Consider the following 20,198-nt stretch of genomic DNA (forward strand, 5'->3'; position numbering starts at 1 on the left):
TCCGGTCAGGCCACCCAATAAGCTTGTGCCTTAATGGATTTTTTCGGTATGCCAAAGTGCTGCCGCAGCACCTTTGCGACTGACCGCGTGGTACGGGTGTCGCAGGCCACCCAGCCAAAGTGATCGCTCGCGTCAAACGCCGCCGACCGCACGGTCTCGAGCAACTCGCCGCCGCCGTTCCTGCGGTCCACCCAGGTGACACCGGCACGGCGCAGCACCGGCAGGCATTTGTCGTCGTCGCAGCAGGCCTCGAGAAACACGGATGCGGGGGCGTCCCCGATCGAGTCGAGCAGGGAGTTGATCGCGGGCAGTGACGCGGTGTCGCCCACAATGACGTACCCAGTCGGAGGTGGCTCAGGGATGGCGAACTTGCTACCCAACACCGTCGCCCCGATGGTGTCGCCGGGCTGTGCGGCTCGCGCCCAATCCGACGCGCAACCGTCGTGCAGCGCGAACTCGATATCCACGGTGCCGGCCACCGGATTGGGATTGACCAGCGTGTAACCGCGTTGGTGCCCGTCGGCGAACCACATCCGGATCCACATCGTCGGATGCACGGAATGCTCGGCGAGCCAGGTCCTGGCTCCCCTTCATCGCCAGCCGCTAACTTAGGACAGGGTAACCTATCTAGCCGAAGGTTCTGTTCCGTTCCGTACCCGCGTGCAGCGGTGCAGCAGCCAGGCCAGGGGGACCGTCAGCGCCAGCGTGGCAACGGCGAGGTTCAGCATCGAGCCGGTGTAGACGTGATCTTGGACCACGTAGACCATCGCGAACTCCATCGTCACCAGATGGATCAGGAAGATCTCGTACGAAATCTCGCCCAGCCACACCATCGGCCGGCTGGCCAGCAGCCGCGAATACCACCCCAGATCACCTAAGGCCAGCGGCGCCACCGCCAACGTGGCAATCGCGGCGTAGAAGCCCGTTTTGACCAGCGCCTGCCCCAGCGATGCCGGCGATGTGGTTGGCGCGCCAGCGATCGGTGTCGACACAATGAAGTAGCAGATGATCGCTAGCGGTATCGCCCCGAACGCATAGCAGCGCACACCCATCGCCTGCAGCACGGCCAGCATCATGCCGCCGAGAAACCAGGCCAGGTAGGTCGGCAGCCACAGCCGAGCGCCGTCAGGAAACCAGTGATCGGTGTGCACCAGGATCAACCATCCCGGGCTGATCAACAACGTCCCCGCAAGAGCAGCCAACACCAACTTTGGCTGCCAGCGCCGCTGACAGAGCAGCACCAACAACAGATATGCCAACAGCGGTAGCGCCACATAGAAAGCGGCTTCCACTGCCAGGCTCCACATCTGGGTGAGGCCCTGGTGCAGATACGAACCCAGATAGCCGTCGGTGTAGATCTGCGTCAGCGTGAGGTTGCGGATCAATCCCATCCAGCTGTGTCCAGGGTTCGGCCCCGCGGTGCGGAAATGATACAGCGCGTAGGCGAACAACACGGTGATCACGTACGCAGGCATGATGCGCCGAACCCGGTGCCACGCGTAGCGGCTCACCGACGGTGGCGGACTGCCAGTGGCGACCGAGGCCACCCACGGGCGGAATAGCAGGAAACCGGATAGCACGAAGAAGATCGGGACGCCGATCTCCAAGCGAGCACCGACCAGGCCCCAATAGCCGTGGGTGTACTTGCCGGTGGTGTACGCCGCGTGGGTGCCAACGACCAGGAGGGCGGCAACCGCCCGGATGCCGGTCAGCGACGCGACCCGATCCACCTGCGACACCTGCTCGAGTCCGCCGTGGGCGTCCCTTTCCTCGGACAGCGTCATCCGGTGTGTTTTCTGCGTGGTTTGCCGCCATCACGACCGCGGGCTTTCTCGGGTGGCCGGTCGGGCTGAAGGTTGATCAACACGCCCGAAATTCGGGTGCGCTCAAGCTTTTTCAGTGCGGCGCGAGGCAATTTAGCCGGCAGCTCTACCAGGGAGAAGTCTGGCCCGATGGTGATATGGCCAAAGTCGCTGCGATGCAAACCTCCCTCGTTGGCAATGGCGCCCACGATCGCGCCGGGACCAACCTTGTGCCGCTTGCCCACAGCGATGCGATATGACGCGAAGTCCCTTCCACTCCTCAGCTTTTCGGAACGTTCCCGACGTTGGTCGCGATTTTTGCCTTCGCGCCGCTCGGGTCGCTGGGGCGGCGGTTCGGGTGCCATTAGGAACGCTTCGCCGTCACGGGACTGCAACGCCAGCGCCGCGGCGATGTCAGCCATCGGGACATTGTGCTCGCGTTCGTAGTCCTCGACCAGCCTACGAAATAGCTCGATTCCCGGGCCGCCGAGCGCGTCGGTGATGGAATCGCGGAATTTAGCTACCCGCTGTGCATTGACATGTTCGACGGTAGGCAATTCGGCCTCGGTAAGCGCTTGCCTGGTAGCCTTTTCGATCGACTTGAGTAGGTGGCGCTCCCGTGGGGAAACGAACAACAGCGCCTTTCCCGAGCGGCCGGCCCGGCCGGTGCGTCCGATCCGGTGTACGTAGGACTCGGTGTCGTGCGGAATATCGTAGTTGAGCACATGCGATATCCGTTCCACGTCCAGCCCGCGCGCGGCGACATCGGTGGCAACCAGGATGTCGATGGCGCCTTCACGCAAGGCGGTGATGGTCCGCTCGCGCTGCCCCTGCGGAATGTCGCCGTTGATAGCCGCGGCAGAGAATCCTCGGGCACGCAGTTTTTCGGCGACCTCCTCGGTCGCCTGTTTGGTGCGGACAAAGATGATCATCGCCTCGAACGGCTCGACTTCTAGGACACGGGTCAATGCGTCCATCTTGCGTGGACCGGCAACCTGGATGTAGCGCTGCGAAATATTCTCGGCGGTAGCGGTTTTCGCTTTGAACGTGATTTCGAGCGGATCGTGTAAGTACTTGGTGGTGAGTTTGCGGATCGCCGGTGGCATGGTCGCCGAAAATAGAGCTACCTGTTTGTATTCCGGGGTTTCGGAAAGGATGCGCTCAACGTCTTCGGCGAAACCCATGGTGAGCATTTCGTCGGCCTCGTCGAGCACCAGGTAGTCCAGTCGCGACAGGTCCAGTGTGCCGCGTTCGAGGTGGTCGATGACACGGCCGGGGGTGCCGACCACTACCTGCGCACCGCGTCGGAGCCCGGCCAGTTGCACGCCATACGATGACCCGCCGTAGATCGGTAGCACGTTGACCTGCGGCAAATGAGCCCCGTAGCGACTGAACGCCTCGGCTACCTGCAAAGCCAGCTCACGAGTGGGCGCCAGCACCAGAGCTTGTGTTGCTTGGCTCGTGATGTCGATTTTAGAGAGGATCGGGATCGCGAAAGCCGCCGTCTTGCCGGTGCCGGTCTGCGCTAGTCCCACCACATCGGAACCTGCTATTAGCGCCGGAATCGTCGCCGCTTGGATAGCTGTCGGCGATTCGTAGCCGACGTCGGCAACCGCCCGCAAGACGCGCGGATGGATCTGCAGATCGGCAAACGTTTCAAGGGACGCCACGGGCGGGTTGTCTGGGATGGCCATCGCACATGGAGTTTAGCTGCGCACCGCCGGTCGCGGGCGTCCGTGTCTGTACCGCGACACGCCGCATCAGCCGTACAACTGCGGACGCTCGCGACGGCAGGCGGTACCGTGCGCGATGTGTGGTCGCCGCCCTGTCCCGAGTCACTGCCGGGCGTGGTCGCCGTCGTGTTGGTCGCCGGGACGTTGACCGGCTGTGGTTCAGGAGACTCCACGGTCGCAAAGACTCCAGCGGCCCCCGCGACCACCTCAACCATCATCACCAGTGCACCGAATCCGCCGTCCGTGACGGCTGCCCCGCCCACCAGCAGCGCGCCGCCGGCCGATCCGTGCGCGGTCAATCTTGCCGCACCCACCATCGCCAGGGTGGTCTCCGAGCTACCCCGCGATCCACGCAGCCAACAGCCCTGGAATCCAGAACCTTTGGCCGGTAACTACAACGAGTGCGCTCAACTATCGGCGGTGATCATCAAGGCCAACACGAACGCGGTCAACCCCACCACCCGGGCGGTGCTGTTTCATCTTGGCCAGTTCATCCCGCAAGGGGTGCCCGATACATACGGGTTCAACGGCATTGACCCAGCGCAGACCACCGGCGACACGGTGGCGTTGACCTACCCTAGCGGCATTGACGGTTTAACCACCGCGGTGAGGTTCCATTGGAACGGCAACGCGGTCGAGCTCATCGGTAACGCACCCGGCGGCTAGCCACACAGCACCCCGCTACCGTCGGACCTCTCACCTACAGTTGGTGCTGTGTTCGTCACCGACGAGACCATCGTGTACAGCGCGTCGGATCTTGCCGCCGCGGCCCGGTGCGAGTACGCCTTACTGCGGGATTTCGACGCGAGATTGGGCTGGGGCCCGGTCGTCACCACCACCGAAGATGAACTGTTCGCGCGAACCAGCGCTCTGGGTGCCGAGCATGAACGGCGTCACCTTGACCAACTGCGACACAAGTTCGGGGATGCGGTTGCGGTCATTGGCCGTCCGGCATACACCTGCGCCGGATTCGCCGCCGCCGCCGAGGCGACCCAGCGCGCCATCGCCAACCGTGCTCCGGCGGTGTATCAGGCCACGATGTTCGACGGCCGCTTCGTCGGGTTCGCCGACTTCCTGGTACGAGACGGCGAGCACTATCGGGTCGTTGATACCAAGCTGGCACGCTCGCCGAAAGTCACCGCGCTGTTGCAGCTGGCGGCCTACGCCGATGCGCTGGCCGGCTCGGGCGTCCCGGTGGCAGCGGAGGCCGAGCTGCGGCTGGGCGACGGAACGGTCGTCTGCTACCGTGTCTGCGACCTGATCCCGGTTTACCGGTCTCAGCGCGCGCTCCTGCAGCGGCTGCTCGACCAGCACTATGCCGCAGGCACGGCGGTGCGCTGGGAAGACGACGGGGTGCGGGCCTGTTTTCGCTGTCCGCAGTGCACCGAACAGCTGCGTGCGACCGACGATCTGCTGCTGATCGCGGGTATGCGAGTAAGCCAGCGCGACAAGCTGCTTGACGTCGGCATCACTACCATCGCCGAGCTGGCCGATCATTCCGGCCCGGTACCCGACCTGTCGTCCAGCGCGCTCAGCATGTTAGCCGCACAGGCCAAACTGCAAGTCCGCCAACGTGACACCAGTACTGCGCAGTTCGAGATCGTTGACCCGCAACCGCTGGCGCTGTTACCCGAGCCGGATCCCGGTGACCTGTTCTTCGACTTCGAGGGTGATCCGCTATGGACGGTCGACGGCCAAGAATGGGGTCTGGAATACCTGTTCGGCATCTTGGAGGCCGGACCCGCCGGGACCTTTCGCCCGCTGTGGGCGCACAACCGGGTGGACGAACGCCAGGCGCTCACTGAATTTCTGGCGATGGTGGCCAAGCGTCGTAAGCGTCGACCGCAGATGCACATCTACCATTACGCACCCTACGAGAAGACTGCGCTGTTGCGGCTTGCCGGACGATACGGGGTCGGCGAGGATGAAGTCGACGAGCTACTGCGCAGCGGCACGTTGGTTGACCTTTACCCGTTGGTACGCAAGAGCATTCGCGTAGGCGCCGAATCGTTTAGCCTGAAGGCGCTGGAGCCGCTGTATATGGGGGCGCAACTGCGCGCCGGCGACGTAACCACCGCCGCCGACTCGATCACCTGCTACGGGCGGTACTGCGAATTGCGTGCCGCCGGCAGCTTAGACGAGGCGGCAACCGTGCTCAAGGAGATCGAAGACTACAACCACTACGACTGCAGGTCCACTCGCGAACTGCGCAACTGGCTGCTGCTGCGCGCGTACGAAGCCGGCGTCGTACCGGTTGGCGCCCAACCAGTTCCCGAGGGGAACACCATCCAGAACGGCGACGATGCAACGTTGTCGGCCTTGTCGAGTTTCACCGGCGATGCCGCCGTCGGCGACCGCACACCCGAGCAGACCGCGGTCGCCTTGGTGGCCGCGGCGCGCGGCTACCATCGACGCGAGGACAAGCCGTTCTGGTGGGGGCACTTCGACCGGCTGAACTTCCCTGTTGACGAGTGGGCCGACAACACAGACGTCTTCGTTGCCGACGACGCGTCGGTCATCGTCGATTGGCACACGCCACCTCGCGCACGCAAGCCGCAGCGACGGGTGCGGCTGCGCGGCGGGCTGGCACGTGGCGACCTCAGTTCGGCGGTTTTTGCACTCTATGAGCCTCCCGCTCCGCCGGCTATGGCCGTCCATCCCGACCGGCGGGCCGCCGGCCGAGCCGAGGTTATCGAGGCCGACGACCTGACGGTACCCACCGAGGTGGTCATCGTCGAGCGAGTAGGCAATGACGGCAACATGTTTCACCAGTTACCGTTCGCGCTGACCCCCGGGCCACCGATAGCAACAACGGCCCTGCGGGATTCGATCGAAGCAACGGCCAGTGCGCTGGCCGCCAGCTTGCCGCAACTACCCCGCACCGCGCTGGTCGACATTCTGCTGCGCCGCGCTCCCCAAACCCGCAGCGGCACCCCACTACCGCGCGGCACCGATACGGTCGCCGACATCACCGCTGCGGTGCTGGACCTGGATTCGTCGTACCTGGCCGTGCACGGACCACCCGGGACCGGCAAGACGCACACCGCCGCGCACGTAATCACGCGATTGGTCAGCAACCATGCCTGGCGCATTGGCGTTGTCGCGCAATCGCACGCCGCGGTGGAGAACCTCTTGGACGGCGTGATCGCAGCCGGCCTCGATCCGCGACGAGTCGCAAAGAAACGGCATGACCGCAGCGCTCCGCGCTGGCAGGAGATCGACGCGAACGATTACCCCGCTTTTATCGCCGACCCCGACGGATGCGTAATCGGTGGTACAGCATGGGATTTCGCCAATCGCAGTCGTGTTCCACCGGGAAGCCTACATTTGCTGGTAATCGACGAGGCCGGCCAGTTTTGTTTGGCCAACACCATCGCCGTCGCGCCCGCGGCGGCGAATCTCATGCTGCTCGGCGACCCGCAACAGCTACCACAGGTCAGTCAGGGCACTCATCCCGAACCGGTCGATATTTCCGCGTTGGATTGGCTGGTTGATGGTCAGCGAACCCTGCCCGATGAACGCGGCTACTTTCTGGACCGCTCCTTCCGGATGCATCCTGCGGTCTGTGCCGCAGTCTCGACACTGTCCTACGAAGGCAGACTGCATGCCCACGCCGAGTACACGGCAGCGCGGCGCCTCGACCAGTATCAGCCCGGCGTGCACGTGCTTGCCGTTCACCACCAAGGCAACTCGACAGAGAGCCCCGAGGAGGCCGATGCCGTCACCGCCGAGATCCAGCGGCTGCTCGGCACGCCGTGGACCGACGAGCACGGCACCCGGCCGTTGGACGTCTCCGACGTCTTAGTGCTGGCACCGTATAACGCCCAGGTGGCGCTGGTGCGTCAACGATTGATGTCGGCCGGGCTCGGTGGGGTGCGGGTCGGAACAGTGGATAAGTTTCAGGGCGGGCAGGCTCCGGTAGTCTTTATCTCGATGACCGCCTCGTCTGTTGACGTGGTACCACGTGGAATTTCGTTCCTGTTCAACAGGAATCGGCTTAACGTCGCCGTCAGTCGGGCACAATATGCGGCAGTGATCGTACGCTCGGAGACGCTGACCGAGTACCTGCCTGCCACGCCCGGTGGCCTGATTGACTTGGGCGCATTTTTGACGCTGGCGGCATTCGATGTGGCCGGCGGACCGGAATCTAGTGATGATCGCAAGTGCGGCGAAGCCGGGCGCAGCGGGTCATCACCATCGACCTAGGTAAGACTATCTACCGGACGCGTGCCGGCCATAGCTGACGGGATCGTCCGGATCGCGACGGTAATGCCGATTTGGCGGTGTCGGGCGGAATCGCTGCTCGCCGTCGACGTGAGTGCCGTTGCGGGTCAAGCCAATCGGTTCAGTTTGAGACGATACCGAATCGGAATCGGCGAGCAAACTGTGCCGCGATTCCACGGGATCGCTGTGCCATGCGTCGGCGGGGGTCGGCTGCGGGTGTTGGAACCGCACCATTATCGGTTCGGTATCGCACACCGATTCGTTCTGCGCATTCAGCGTCACGTCGATGTCGGGCTCGCGATGAAGTATCAACTCGACGTAGTCATCATTATCGTCGTCATAGCCACTGTCACGGTCGCCATTTTCGGAGACGGGGCCGGGTCGCTCGCCGACCGCACGGCTCATCGCCGAAGCCGTGCCGCCGACCACGAACAGCGCCGCGATAATTCCGAACAAGGCGATGAACGCGGGCAGCAACATCGACTCCGACATCGCGGCCGCGAACGGGCCGCGCAGCCAGTCGGGCAACGCCAAGGCGTTGGAGCCCGCGGGCGCGTGCCCGCCGCGCGGGATCGACGGTAGCTCGGCACTGATCCGCGACGTCATGAATGCGGCCATGCCCGCGCTGCCGAGCACGGCTCCGAGCTGGCGGATCGAGTTGTACACAGCAGAGCTCGCACCGGCGAGCTGCGGCGCCAGGTTGCGGGTCGCGGTGGCGGTCAGCGGCGACCACACGAACGCCAGCCCAGCACCGATTGCACTGAGCGGCAACACCAACCGCCAGATTGGTGTGCCCGGGGCCATCTCGAACGAGAGCCACGTCTGCGCGATCGCCAGCATCGAAAAGCCGAAACCGAGCACGGGCCGCGGGTGGTACCTGTCGATGATCATGCCGGCAACTGGCGCCAGCACCGCGTTGGTGATCGCCAGCGGCGCGATCAGCAGCGCCGAGCGGGTCGGCGACAGTCCGCACACCGCCTGCGCATAGAACATCAGCGGTAGCAGCGCCATCGTCGCGAACGCCACAATCGCTGCCCCGACGTTGCACAGGCTGAAGTCCCGGTCGCCGAAGATATTTAGTGGGATCAGCGGCTCGCCGGTGTTGACTGCCTGCCAGTAGACGAATGTCGCCAGGAACCCAACACCTGCCACGAGGGTCGCCCAGATCCACGGCGCCCAATGAGCGGTTTGCCCCTGCTGCAGCCCGAAGACGATCAGAAACGTGCCCGCCCCAGACAGCCCGACCCCGACCAGGTCAAACCGGTGCCCCTGGGTGGGCAGCACCGGCACCAACCAAACCGCCAGTGCCAAGCCGACGATGCCGACGGGGACGTTAACGAAGAAAATCCACTGCCAGCCCAGCCCGTCGACCAGCGCGCCGCCGGCCAACGGCCCCAACAGGCTGGCGGCGCCGGCGGTCGCCCCCCACACGCTCATCGCGGCACCGCGGCGCTGCGTGGGAAAGATCCGGGTGATCGTCGACAAAGTTTGCGGGGTAAGCACCCCAGCGCCAACGCCTTGCACGACCCGAGCGGCGATCAGCATGGCGGCGCTGCCCGACAACCCACACCACGCCGAAGCGACGGTGAACACCACCAGGCCGATCAGGTAGAGGTTCTTGGGGCCGAACCGATCGCCCAGCCGCCCGGCCACCAGCAACACCACCGCATACCCCAGCAAGTAGGCGCTGGTCACCCAGACCACCGTGTTATACCCGACACGCAAGTCGGCCATAATGGTCGGGTTCGCGATGGCGACGATGTTCGAATCGAGCACGATCATGAAGAAGCCGGTCATCATCGCCCACAGCGCATACCACGGGTTTGCGGAGTCGATGCGAGCCGACGTCATTTGCCCACCTCGTTCAGCTCTCCTGTCCGGAATATCCCTCCCCAGCTGGTCGACAGCCCGCATCGTCGCCGACCTAAATATTCAGCCCGCATTATTTCGGCTGGGCAACTCAACACGACGCCACCGGACTTGGTGCCGGGTGCGCGACCCGGCATGATTTCGGCTCTGCCAGCGATGACCCGAACCGGCGTTAGCCTAAAGGCACGCCATTCACAGGAGAGGCAATATGTGCGCCCGACGGAACGGTCCTCAGAATAGGTCCTGGAATAAGTCTCAGCCGGACCAAGTTCCAGCCACTGCAGGCGGCCAGCCCAAAGCGTCCACCCGGGCATTGGCGCAGGTCATCGAGCGTAGTTCGCGGATGCAGGGCCCGGTGGCGGAGGCTTATGTGGCCCGGCTGCGACGTACACACCCAGGTGCCAGCCCGGCTGAGATCGTCGTCATGCTGGAAAAGCGTTATCTGGCCGCGTTGACCGCGAGCGGTGCGGCGGTGGGTTCGGCGGCCACGTTGCCTGGGGTCGGGACGTTGGCTGCGGTGTCTGCGGGCGCCGGTGAAACGGTGTTCTTCCTGGAGGCGACCGCGGTCTTCGTCCTGGCGACCGCATCGGTGTACGGCATCCCCGCCAACCACCGGGAACGACGCCGCGCGCTGGTGTTGGCTGTGCTGGTCGGAGACGACACCAGGCGCGCCATCGGTGAACTGATCGGTCCGGGCCGCACCAATGGGGGGTGGCTGGCGGAGGGCATGGCCTCGCTGCCGCTATCGACGTGGGCCCGGTTGAACACACGGATGCTCAAGTACGTCGTCAAACGGTACACGGTGCGTCGCGGAGCGCTGATGTTCGGCAAGATGCTGCCGGTCGGTATCGGCGCCGCGGTGGGCGGCGCTGGCAACCGCATAGTGGGCAAGAAGATTGTCCACAATGCCCGCAACGCGTTCGGCACCGCGCCGTCGCGCTGGCCAGCCACCCTGGTCCTGCTGCCGGCGGTTCATGAGGCTGGTTAGACGTCAACTAGGCGCAGAGCCCCGGTCTGTCTGGCTAATCGCAGCCGAAGCGATAGCCTTTATGGGGGGCGGAGACCGTTCAAGACCGCGGCGGGTGCGAGGGTACCCCGCCAACCAGAGTGCAGAAAGTGGCAGGCGTCGCGCAATGCGCTTGCAGGACAGAAGAATCGAGGCGAACAGCGGCCGTGGCCAACATAAGTTCACCATTCGGGCAAAACGAATGGCTGGTCGAAGAGATGTACCGCAAGTTCCGCGACGACCCCTCCTCGGTCGATCCCAGCTGGCACGAATTCCTGGTTGACTACAACCCCGAATCGACCGCCGAACAGGTACTTGCGGCCCCGACCTCCGCTGACAGACAACCCGCGGCCGCGCCTCAAGCGAAGCCAGCTGCGGCCGCTGAGCCGGCAGCGAGCAAGGCCAAGCCCGCGGCCACCCCAGCGGTAGCCAACGGACCAGCCGGCCCTGCCGCAGTCCCCGCCAAAGCCGCCACTGCCGCGCCTGCCGAAGGTGACCAGTTGCAGGTGCTGCGCGGCGCCGCCGCAGCGGTCGTCAAGAATATGTCCGCGTCGCTGGACGTGCCGACAGCGACCAGTGTGCGCGCCGTTCCGGCCAAGCTGATGATCGACAACCGGATCGTCATCAACAACCAGCTCAAGCGCAACCGCGGCGGGAAGATCTCCTTCACGCATTTGCTGGGCTACGCCGTGGTGCAGGCGGTCAAACAGTTCCCGAACATCAACCGGCACTACGCGGAGATTGACGGCAAGCCCACCGCGGTGACGCCGGCCCACACCAATCTCGGCCTAGCGATCGACCTGCACGGTAAAGACGGCAAGCGGTCCTTGGTGGTGGCCGGCATCAAGCGCTGCGAAGAACTGCGATTCGCGCAGTTCGTCACCGCCTATGAAGATATCGTCCGCCGGGCCCGCGACGGCAAACTGACCGCCGAAGACTTTGCCGGCGTCACGATCTCACTGACCAACCCCGGCACTATCGGCACCGTGCATTCGGTGCCGCGGCTGATGGCTGGCCAGGGCGCCATCATCGGCGTGGGCGCCATGGAATACCCCGCCGAGTTTCAAGGCGCCAGCGCCGAGCGCATCGCCGAATTGGGTATCGGCAAACTGATCACCCTGACTTCGACCTACGACCACCGCATCATCCAGGGCGCAGAATCGGGTGACTTCCTGCGCACGATCCACGAAATGCTGCTCTCGGACAGCTTCTGGGACGAGATCTTCCGCGAGCTTTCCATCCCGTACCTGCCGGTGCGCTGGCGCACTGACAACCCAGACTCGATCGTCGACAAGAACGCTCGCGTCATGGAGTTGATCGCGGCCTACCGCAACCGCGGCCATCTGATGGCCGACATCGATCCGCTACGGTTGGATAACACCCGCTTCCGCAGTCACCCGGACCTCGACGTGCTGACTCACGGCCTGACGCTGTGGGACCTGGATCGGGTATTCAAGGTCAATGGCTTTGGCGGTTGTGAATACAAGAAGCTGCGTGACGTGCTGGGCTTGCTTCGCGACGCCTACTGCCGCCATATCGGCGTGGAGTACACCCACATGCTCGACCCCGAACAACAGGAGTGGCTACAACAGCGGGTCGAGACTAAGCACGTCAAACCGACTGTGGCCGAACAGAAATATATCCTGAGCAAGCTTAACGCGGCCGAAGCCTTTGAAACGTTCCTGCATACCAAGTACGTCGGGCAGAAGCGGTTCTCGCTGGAAGGCGCCGAGAGCGTCATCCCGATGATGGATGCAGCGATCGACCAGTGCGCCGAGCATGGCCTGGACGAGGTGGTCATCGGCATGCCGCACCGCGGCCGGCTCAACGTCTTGGCCAACATCGTCGGCAAGCCGTACTCGCAGATCTTCACCGAGTTCGAGGGCAATCTGAACCCAGCGCTGGCGCACGGCTCCGGCGACGTCAAATACCACCTCGGTGCTACCGGTTTGTACCTGCAGATGTTCGGCGACAACGACATTCAGGTATCGCTGACCGCTAACCCGTCACATCTGGAAGCCGTGGACCCAGTGCTCGAAGGTCTCGTCCGGGCCAAGCAGGACCTGCTGGACGGCGACGGTGAGCAGCGTTTCTCGGTGGTCCCGATGATGCTGCACGGGGACGCGGCCTTCGCCGGCCAGGGCGTGGTCGCCGAGACGCTCAACCTGGCGAACCTGCCCGGATACCGCGTCGGCGGCACCATCCACATCATCGTCAACAACCAGATCGGCTTCACTACCGCGCCGGAGTACTCCAGGTCCAGCGAGTACTGCACGGATGTCGCCAAGATGATCGGCGCGCCGATCTTCCACGTCAACGGCGACGACCCAGAAGCCTGCATGTGGGTAGCCAAGCTGGCCGTGGACTTCCGGCAGAGGTTTAAGAAAGACGTCGTCATCGACATGCTGTGCTACCGCCGACGTGGGCATAACGAAGGCGACGATCCGTCGATGACCAACCCGTACATGTACGACGTCGTCGACACCAAGCGCGGCGCCCGTAAGAGCTACACCGAAGCGTTGATCGGCCGCGGCGACATTTCAATGAAGGAAGCCGAGGACGCGCTGCGCGACTATCAGGGTCAGCTGGAGCGGGTGTTCAACGAGGTCCGCGACCTGGAGAAGCACGGCGCGCAGCCCAGCGAGTCGGTGGAGTCCGACCAGATGATCCCCGCGGGGTTGTCCACCGCGGTGGACAAGGCGCTGCTGGCCCGCATCGGCGACGCATTCCTGGCGGTACCAGAGGGTTTCACCGTGCACCCGCGGGTGCAGCCGGTGCTCGAGAAGCGCCGTGAGATGGCCTACGAAGGCAAGATCGACTGGGCTTTCGCCGAGTTGCTGGCCCTAGGGTCGCTGGTGGCGGAAGGCAAGCTGGTGCGGCTGTCGGGCCAAGACACCAAGCGCGGCACCTTCTCCCAGCGGCATTCGGTGATCATTGACCGCCACACCGGCGAGGAATTCACTCCGTTGCAGCTGCTGGCCAGCAACCCCGATGGCGGCCCCACCGGCGGCAAGTTCCTGGTCTACGACTCGCCGCTGTCGGAGTACGCCGCTGTCGGTTTCGAGTACGGCTACACGGTGGGCAACCCGGATGCCGTGGTGCTGTGGGAGGCGCAGTTCGGCGACTTCGTCAACGGCGCACAGTCGATCATCGACGAATTCATCAGCTCCGGTGAGGCCAAGTGGGGACAATTGTCGACGGTGGTGCTGCTACTGCCGCACGGGCACGAGGGGCAGGGCCCCGACCACACCTCCGGCCGCATCGAACGCTTCCTGCAGCTGTGGGCGGAGGGTTCGATGACGATTGCGATGCCGTCGACTCCGTCGAACTACTTCCACCTGCTGCGCCGGCATGCTCTCGACGGCATTAAGCGTCCGCTGATCGTGTTCACGCCCAAGTCGATGTTGCGCAACAAGGCCGCAGTCAGCGACATCAAGGACTTCACCGAGATCAAGTTCCGCTCGGTGCTGGAGGAACCCACCTATGAGGATGGGGTCGGCGACCGCAGCAAGGTCAGAAGAATCTTGCTGACCAGCGGCAAACTCTATTACGAGCTGGCCGCCCGCAAAGCCAAGGACCACCGGGACGACGTCGCGATCGTGCGCCTTGAGCAGCTTGCCCCGCTGCCGAGGCGTCGACTGCGCGAAACACTCGAACGCTACGCAGGCGTCCAGGAGTTCTTCTGGGTGCAGGAGGAGCCGGCCAACCAAGGCGCCTGGCCGTCGGTAGGCCTGACCTTGCCCGAGCTGCTGCCCGACCTGCTCGGCGGGATCAAGCGCATTTCGCGCCGGGCGATGTCGGCCCCATCGTCGGGTTCGTCGAAGGTGCACGCCGTCGAGCAGCAGGAGATCCTCGATACCGCGTTTGGCGAGGGAAGCTGCTAGTGGAGGGGTTCGCCGGCAAGGTCGCCGTGGTCACCGGCGCTGGTTCGGGTATCGGGCAAGCCTTGGCTATCGAACTGGCCCGTTCGGGTGCCAAGCTGGCGATTAGCGATGTCGACACCGAAGGGCTCGCGCAGACCGAGGAACAGCTGAAGGCGATCGGCGCGTCGGTCAAGACCGACCGACTCGACGTGACCGAACGCGAGGCCTTCCTGGCCTATGCCGACGCGGTCAACGAGCACTTCGGCAAGGTGAACCAGATCTACAACAACGCCGGCATCGCATACACCGGGGACGTCGAGGTCAGCCAGTTCAAAGACATCGAACGGGTGATGGACGTCGATTATTGGGGTGTGGTGAACGGCACTAAGGCGTTCCTTCCGTATTTGATCGCCTCCGGGGATGGCCACGTCGTCAACGTCTCCAGTGTGTTCGGCTTGTTCTCAGTACCGGGGCAGGCGGCATACAACGCGGCCAAGTTCGCCGTCCGCGGCTTCACCGAGGCGCTGCGCGAGGAGATGGCGTTGGCCGGCCGCCCGGTGCGGGTGACCACTGTGTACCCGGGCGGCATCAAGACCGCGATCGCCCGCAACGCCACCGCCGCCGAGGGACTCGACGTGAGCAAGATGGCCAGCCGATTCGACACGCGGGTGGCCCATACCAGCCCGCAGCGCGCCGCCCGGATCATCCTCAAAGCGGTGCACAAAAAGAAGGCGCGGGTGCTGGTCGGCCCGGATGCCAAGGTCGTGGACGTGGTGGCACGTTTGGGGGGATCTGGATATCAGCGGCTGTTCGCGCATGTGGCGAGCCGGCTGATCCCCGGTCAACGCTAAAGCTGATATCGCCGCCGGCACCCCTGGTGCCCCCGGCCCGGCCACCCGCGCAGCGCTCCCGAAGGTGCGCTGTTGTACGGCCCACACGGCGTGTCGTTGTACCGACACGCGCCCTCGCGGCAACTAACGGCCCAGCGGGTGTTCTGCCATCCACCCGTCGGCGACCGCCTGCGGGTCCGCACCGCGTGCAACTTGGCGGCGCATCTCGGTCAGGGCCGCGGTATCCAGCACCCCCGCGATTTCGTTGATGGCCAGCAGTTGCCGATCCGTCAGCGCGTTGCGCCGATAGAGCGGCACCACGTTCTCGGCCTGCACCAGCTCGGGTTTGCCGTCGGCCAGCACAATCAGGTCGGTGGGGAGGTCGGGGTTGGCGGTGGTGGCCCAGCCCGCGGTCAGCTGGCCGACCCGTAGCGCGGCGAACATCGTTGGATAATCAGGAAATTCACGCGCGGCGGGCAGCCGGCACGCGCCCACCGCCGAGGGGGTGTGGGCGCCGGCGACCATCCCGACGACCAGCCCGGTGCAGTGGCTGGGCACCAGGCTCACGTCACGGCCACCCCAGACCTTCGCGGTGTCCGGAGTCACGACCAGCGTGGGCTTGTCTTGGGCGGCGGTGGTGTAGTCGCCGGCGGCGATGCCCTCGGGCAGTGCGGAGACCATCGCACGGTAGACCCGAGCATCGGAAAATACCGCTGCACCGGGCTGCAAGATCTGTAACACCTTGCCGGTGAATCCAGGGACGACGGTGAATCCGCCCGAATCCAGTTTCGCCATGGGGTCACTCGCGGTTTCGGCACGCGCCCCGAAACCGTATGACCGCAACGCCGCGACGTAGATGTCGGCCAGCAGTGTGGACTCCGAATCAGGCTTGGACCCGACAACCAGCTCCGGATGACGATCACCGGTGCCGGCCGAGCAGCCAGCCATCGCCAGCGTCCCGGCGAGCAGCAGCGCGGCCAGCCTACCGACCCTCACCCCGCGGTGTCTGACACTTCTGCGGCCAGCGCCACCGCGCTGGCCACCGCTTCCCCGACTCGGAAGTCCAGCGGGCTCGGGACGATCCGGTCGAGAGCGAGGTCGTCGCTGACGACACAGAAGATCGCCTCGGCCGCGGCCACCATCATCTTCTCGGTGATCCGACGCGCTCCAGCATCCAAAGCGCCGCGAAATACCCCGGGGAAGGCGAGCACATTGTTGATCTGATTCGGGAAGTCACTGCGCCCGGTCGCCACCACCGCCGCGTACTTGGCCGCGACGTCGGGGTGTATCTCCGGGTCCGGATTGGATAGCGCGAACACGATCGGATCGGGTGCCATCGTGGCGATCAACTCTTCACCGACCAGGCCCGCCGACACCCCGAGGAACACGTCCGCGCCGGCGAGCGCATCGGCCATGCCGCCGGTGAGACCGTCGGGGTTGGTGCGGTGCGCCAAATCGAACTTGACGCGGTTCATGTCGTCACGCCCGGTATGCAGAATGCCACGCGAATCGAGCACAGTAATTCCTGAAACACCCATGGCGAGGAGGAGATTCGTGCACGCGACACCTGCAGCACCGGCGCCGGACACCACCACCTTCAGCGAGGACATGTCGCGGCCGAGTAACTTGGTGGCGCCCATCAGTGCGGCCAGCACGACGATCGCGGTGCCGTGCTGGTCGTCGTGCATAACGGGGCAGTCCAGCGCCTCGACAACCCGCCGTTCGATCTCGAAGCAACGCGGCGCGGCGATGTCCTCGAGGTTGACGGCGCCAAATGTCGGGCGCAGCCGCACCAGGGTTTCGACGATCTCGTCGGGATCTTTGGTGTCCAGCACGATCGGGATCGCGTTAAGCCCGCCGTATGCCTTGAACAGCGCGCACTTGCCCTCCATCACCGGCAGCGACGCCGCGGGTCCGATGTCACCGAGCCCGAGTACCGCGCTGCCGTCACTGACGACGGCCACCAGGCGGTTCGCCCAGGTGTAGCGGGCGGCATGGGTGCGATCGGCGGCGATGGCGCGGCTGACCTGCGCCACGCCCGGGGTGTAGGCGATCGACAACGCACGTTGGGTGTCCAGCGGTGCCTTAAGCGCTACGGAAAGCTTGCCTCCTACGTGGGCCTGAAAGATCTCGTCGTCGTCGATGACGATCTGTGGCGGCAGGTCGATTTTTGGCACGGGGTCGAGGGTACTGCAGGGCTAGCCGGACGAAACCCAGCTGCTGCTGGAACGCCCGCTGATCGGTGACGGCGCAAAGACGAGCCGCGGGGACGGCGGCGGCGCGGCCGGCCTTCGCGGACTCGGCTCCTTGTTTATCGGCACCGACGGCCTGAGCGGCGGGACCGGAACGCCGGGAACCGCTGGCAATCCCGGCCACGACGGGCGACGGACGCCTAGCGCAGGCCCAGGCTCAGATCAGACCCAGCTCAGTGACGGCCTTGCGCTCGTCGGCCAGCTCGGCGGTCGACTTGTCGATCCGCCCGCGCGAAAACTCGTCGATCTCCAGCCCCTGCACGATCGTCCAGTTGCCGTCCTTGGTGGTCACCGGGAACGAGGAGATCAGACCCTCCGGCACGCCGTACGAACCATCGGATACGACCGCCATCGAGACCCAGTTGCCTGCGGGGGTACCCAGCAGCCAGTCCCGGGCGGCATCGATGGTGGCCGACGCGGCCGAGGCGGCCGACGAGGCGCCGCGTGCATCGATGATCGCGGCGCCGCGCTTGGCGACGGTCGGGATGAAGTAGTCCTCGATCCAGGCCTGGTCGCCCACGACTTCGGCGGCGTTCTTACCGCCGATCTCGGCGTGGAAAACGTCGGGGTATTGGGTGGCCGAGTGGTTGCCCCAGATCGTCATCTTCTTAATGTCGGTGACCGCGGCACCGGTCTTGGTGGCTAGCTGCGAGATCGCCCGGTTGTGGTCCAGACGGGTGAGCGCCGAGAACCGCTCCTTCGGGATGTCGGGCGCATTGGTCATCGCGATCAGTGCGTTGGTGTTGGCCGGGTTGCCGGTCACACCGACGCGGATGTCGGCGGCGGCGACCGCGTTGAGGGCCTTACCCTGAGCGGTGAAGATCGCGCCGTTGGCCTCCAGCAGGTCCCCGCGCTCCATACCCGGTCCACGCGGCCGGGCCCCGACCAGCAGGGCCAGGTTGACGCCGTCGAAGACCTTGGTCGGATCCGCGCCGATCTCGACACCCGCCAACAGCGGGAACGCGCAGTCGTCGAGTTCCATCACGACACCCTCGAGCGCCTTGAGCGCGGGCTCAATCTCGAGCAGACGCAGCTCAATCGGGCGGTCGGGCCCCAGCAGCGAGCCGCTCGCCAAGCGGAACAGCAGGCTATAGCCGATCTGGCCGGCAGCGCCGGTGACGGCGACCTTGAGGGGACTTGCGCTCACTTCGGTTACTCCTTATGGAGAAGGTCTTGGAGGAAACTAGGTCGAAACTAGCGCACCCCTACCGGCCCGAGATTTTCGGTCCAGCAGTGCTGTCCCCCCGCTGGGACCCGTCCGGCAATCGTCGGTCCTCCGCTGTTCTGCCAGGACGCGTACCATAAAGCACCGCTTAATGCACCGGTGCCGCGATGGGAGGTTGAGATGTTCCCGGGGTTTGACGCGTTGCCTGAAGCGCTGAGACCGGTCGCGAAGCCCCAGCCGTATGAGCCCCACGTACATCCCATTTCCCCTCCGCCCGCTGAGCCCTTGGTCGACTGCGGCGTCTATGTCGGAGGCCATCGGCTGCCCGGCAAATACACGACGTACGCCGCCGCACTGAGCAAGGTGCGCGAGATCGAACTGATGGGGCACGAGGGCTTCGTCTGGATCGGGTTACACGAGCCTGACACAAGCCACATGCAGAACGTCGCCGACGTTTTCGGGCTGCACCCACTGGTAGTCGAGGACGCCGTGCACGCCCATCAGCGGCCCAAGTTGGAGCGCTACGACGACACGTTGTTTCTGGTCCTGAAGACCGTCAATTATGTCCCGCACGAATCGGTGGTGCTGGCCCGCCAGATCGTCGAGACCGGCGAGGTGATGATCTTCGTCGGCAAGAATTTCGTGATCACGGTCCGCCACGGCGAGCATGGCGCGCTGTCCGAGGTGCGCACCCGGATGGATGCCGACCCCGAGCATCTGCGGCTGGGCCCGTACGCGGTGATGCATGCCATCTCCGACTACGTGGTGGACCACTACTTAGCGGTGACCAATCTGATGGAAGGCGATATCGACGCCATCGAGGAAGTGGCGTTTGCCCCCGGCCGCAGGCTCAACGTCGAGCCGATTTACCTACTCAAGCGCGAGGTCGTCGAACTTCGCCGCTGTGTTGCTCCACTGTCGGCCGCATTCGGGCGAATGCAAACGGATAACAAAGACTTAATCTCCAAGGAATTGCGCCGCTACCTGCGTGACGTCGCTGACCACCAGACCGAAGCCGCGGACCAGATCGCCAGCTACGACGACATGCTCAATTCACTGGTACAAGCCGCGTTGGCGCGCGTCGGGATGCAGCAGAACAACGATATGCGCAAGATGGCGGCCTGGGCCGGTATCGTGGCGGTGCCCACCATGGTCGCCGCCATCTACGGTATGAACTTCCGTTTCATGCCCGAGCTGAACTGGACGTGGAGCTACCCGGCGGTGATGGCCGGGATGGCCATTATCTGTACGGTCCTTTACTGGCAATTCCGTAACAGGAACTGGCTTTAGCCCGGCGACGATGCGCGCCGCGTGGCGGCGTGAGGAGAAGCCGGGCAATCGGTTCGAGCCCGGCGACGATGCGCGCCGCGTGGCGGCGTGAGGAGAAGCCGGGCAATCGGTTCGAGCCCGGCGACGATGCGCGCCGCGTGGCGGCGTGAGGAGAAGCCGGGCAA

12 protein-coding genes and 1 pseudogene are annotated in these 20,198 nt (G+C 64.7%); 6 read left to right on the forward strand and 7 right to left on the reverse strand.

All coding sequences use genetic code 11. The features are described 5' to 3' along the window. Positions 1-5 precede the first annotated feature (5 nt). The 3 genes and pseudogenes from B586_RS14430 to B586_RS14440 form a co-directional block, all read right to left on the reverse strand. Positions 6-572: pseudogene (locus B586_RS14430) on the reverse strand (siderophore-interacting protein); the annotation flags it as partial. A 51-nt stretch (positions 573-623) separates the two neighbouring features. Continuing rightward, positions 624-1,784, reverse strand: a complete 1,161-nt coding sequence (locus B586_RS14435; protein ID WP_047314918.1) for an acyltransferase family protein — start codon at positions 1,782-1,784, stop codon at positions 624-626. Next, positions 1,781-3,496: a DEAD/DEAH box helicase gene (locus tag B586_RS14440; protein WP_054879599.1), complete on the reverse strand. Its 1,716-nt coding sequence runs from the start codon at positions 3,494-3,496 to the stop codon at positions 1,781-1,783. Before B586_RS14440 ends, B586_RS14435 begins: the two co-directional genes overlap by 4 nt. Positions 3,497-3,604: 108 nt before the next feature. Between B586_RS14440 and B586_RS14445 the strand changes: the two genes are divergently transcribed. After that, entirely contained in the window at positions 3,605-4,201 is a 597-nt protein-coding gene (locus B586_RS14445; protein ID WP_047315004.1) for an LppP/LprE family lipoprotein, read from the forward strand. Positions 4,202-4,249: 48 nt separating this feature from the next. Further along, positions 4,250-7,741: a TM0106 family RecB-like putative nuclease gene (locus B586_RS14450; protein WP_054879598.1), complete on the forward strand. Its 3,492-nt coding sequence runs from the start codon at positions 4,250-4,252 to the stop codon at positions 7,739-7,741. A 6-nt stretch (positions 7,742-7,747) separates the two neighbouring features. On the opposite strand, the gene B586_RS14455 is transcribed toward B586_RS14450, so the two are convergent. Continuing rightward, a complete protein-coding gene (locus B586_RS14455; protein ID WP_211141500.1) occupies positions 7,748-9,610 on the reverse strand; it encodes an MFS transporter in 1,863 nt (620 codons plus the stop codon). A 226-nt stretch (positions 9,611-9,836) separates the two neighbouring features. On the opposite strand from B586_RS14455, the gene B586_RS14460 reads away from it, so the two are divergent. From B586_RS14460 to B586_RS14470, 3 genes are all read left to right on the forward strand, one after another. Further along, positions 9,837-10,616, forward strand: a complete 780-nt coding sequence (locus tag B586_RS14460) for a hypothetical protein (RefSeq protein WP_047314922.1) — start codon at positions 9,837-9,839, stop codon at positions 10,614-10,616. 185 nt (positions 10,617-10,801) lie between these two features. After that, positions 10,802-14,518 carry a multifunctional oxoglutarate decarboxylase/oxoglutarate dehydrogenase thiamine pyrophosphate-binding subunit/dihydrolipoyllysine-residue succinyltransferase subunit gene (locus B586_RS14465; protein WP_054879596.1) on the forward strand — a complete coding sequence of 1,239 codons (3,717 nt, stop codon included), beginning with the start codon at positions 10,802-10,804 and terminating at the stop codon, positions 14,516-14,518. Next, complete coding sequence (locus tag B586_RS14470; protein ID WP_054879595.1) at positions 14,518-15,348, forward strand: SDR family NAD(P)-dependent oxidoreductase; 831 nt, start codon at positions 14,518-14,520, stop codon at positions 15,346-15,348. Before B586_RS14465 ends, B586_RS14470 begins: the two co-directional genes overlap by 1 nt. A 123-nt stretch (positions 15,349-15,471) precedes the next feature. On the opposite strand, the gene B586_RS14475 is transcribed toward B586_RS14470, so the two are convergent. From B586_RS14475 to B586_RS14485, 3 genes are all read right to left on the reverse strand, one after another. Then, entirely contained in the window at positions 15,472-16,275 is an 804-nt protein-coding gene (locus B586_RS14475) for a glycine betaine ABC transporter substrate-binding protein (RefSeq protein ID WP_276011593.1), read from the reverse strand. Positions 16,276-16,319: 44 nt separating this feature from the next. Beyond that, positions 16,320-17,504 (reverse strand): NAD(P)-dependent malic enzyme, encoded by a 1,185-nt coding sequence (locus tag B586_RS14480; protein WP_054879593.1) that lies wholly within the window; start codon positions 17,502-17,504, stop codon positions 16,320-16,322. 232 nt (positions 17,505-17,736) lie between these two features. Beyond that, the gene (locus B586_RS14485) at positions 17,737-18,726 is read right to left on the reverse strand and encodes a malate dehydrogenase (RefSeq protein WP_047314927.1); all 990 of its coding nucleotides are present in this window, start codon (positions 18,724-18,726) and stop codon (positions 17,737-17,739) included. Positions 18,727-18,924: 198 nt separating this feature from the next. Between B586_RS14485 and corA the strand changes: the two genes are divergently transcribed. Further along, positions 18,925-20,034: a magnesium/cobalt transporter CorA gene (gene corA, locus B586_RS14490; protein WP_047314928.1), complete on the forward strand. Its 1,110-nt coding sequence runs from the start codon at positions 18,925-18,927 to the stop codon at positions 20,032-20,034. Positions 20,035-20,198 lie beyond the last annotated feature (164 nt).

This window comes from Mycobacterium haemophilum DSM 44634 (assembly GCF_000340435.2).
GTDB lineage: Bacteria > Actinomycetota > Actinomycetes > Mycobacteriales > Mycobacteriaceae > Mycobacterium > Mycobacterium haemophilum.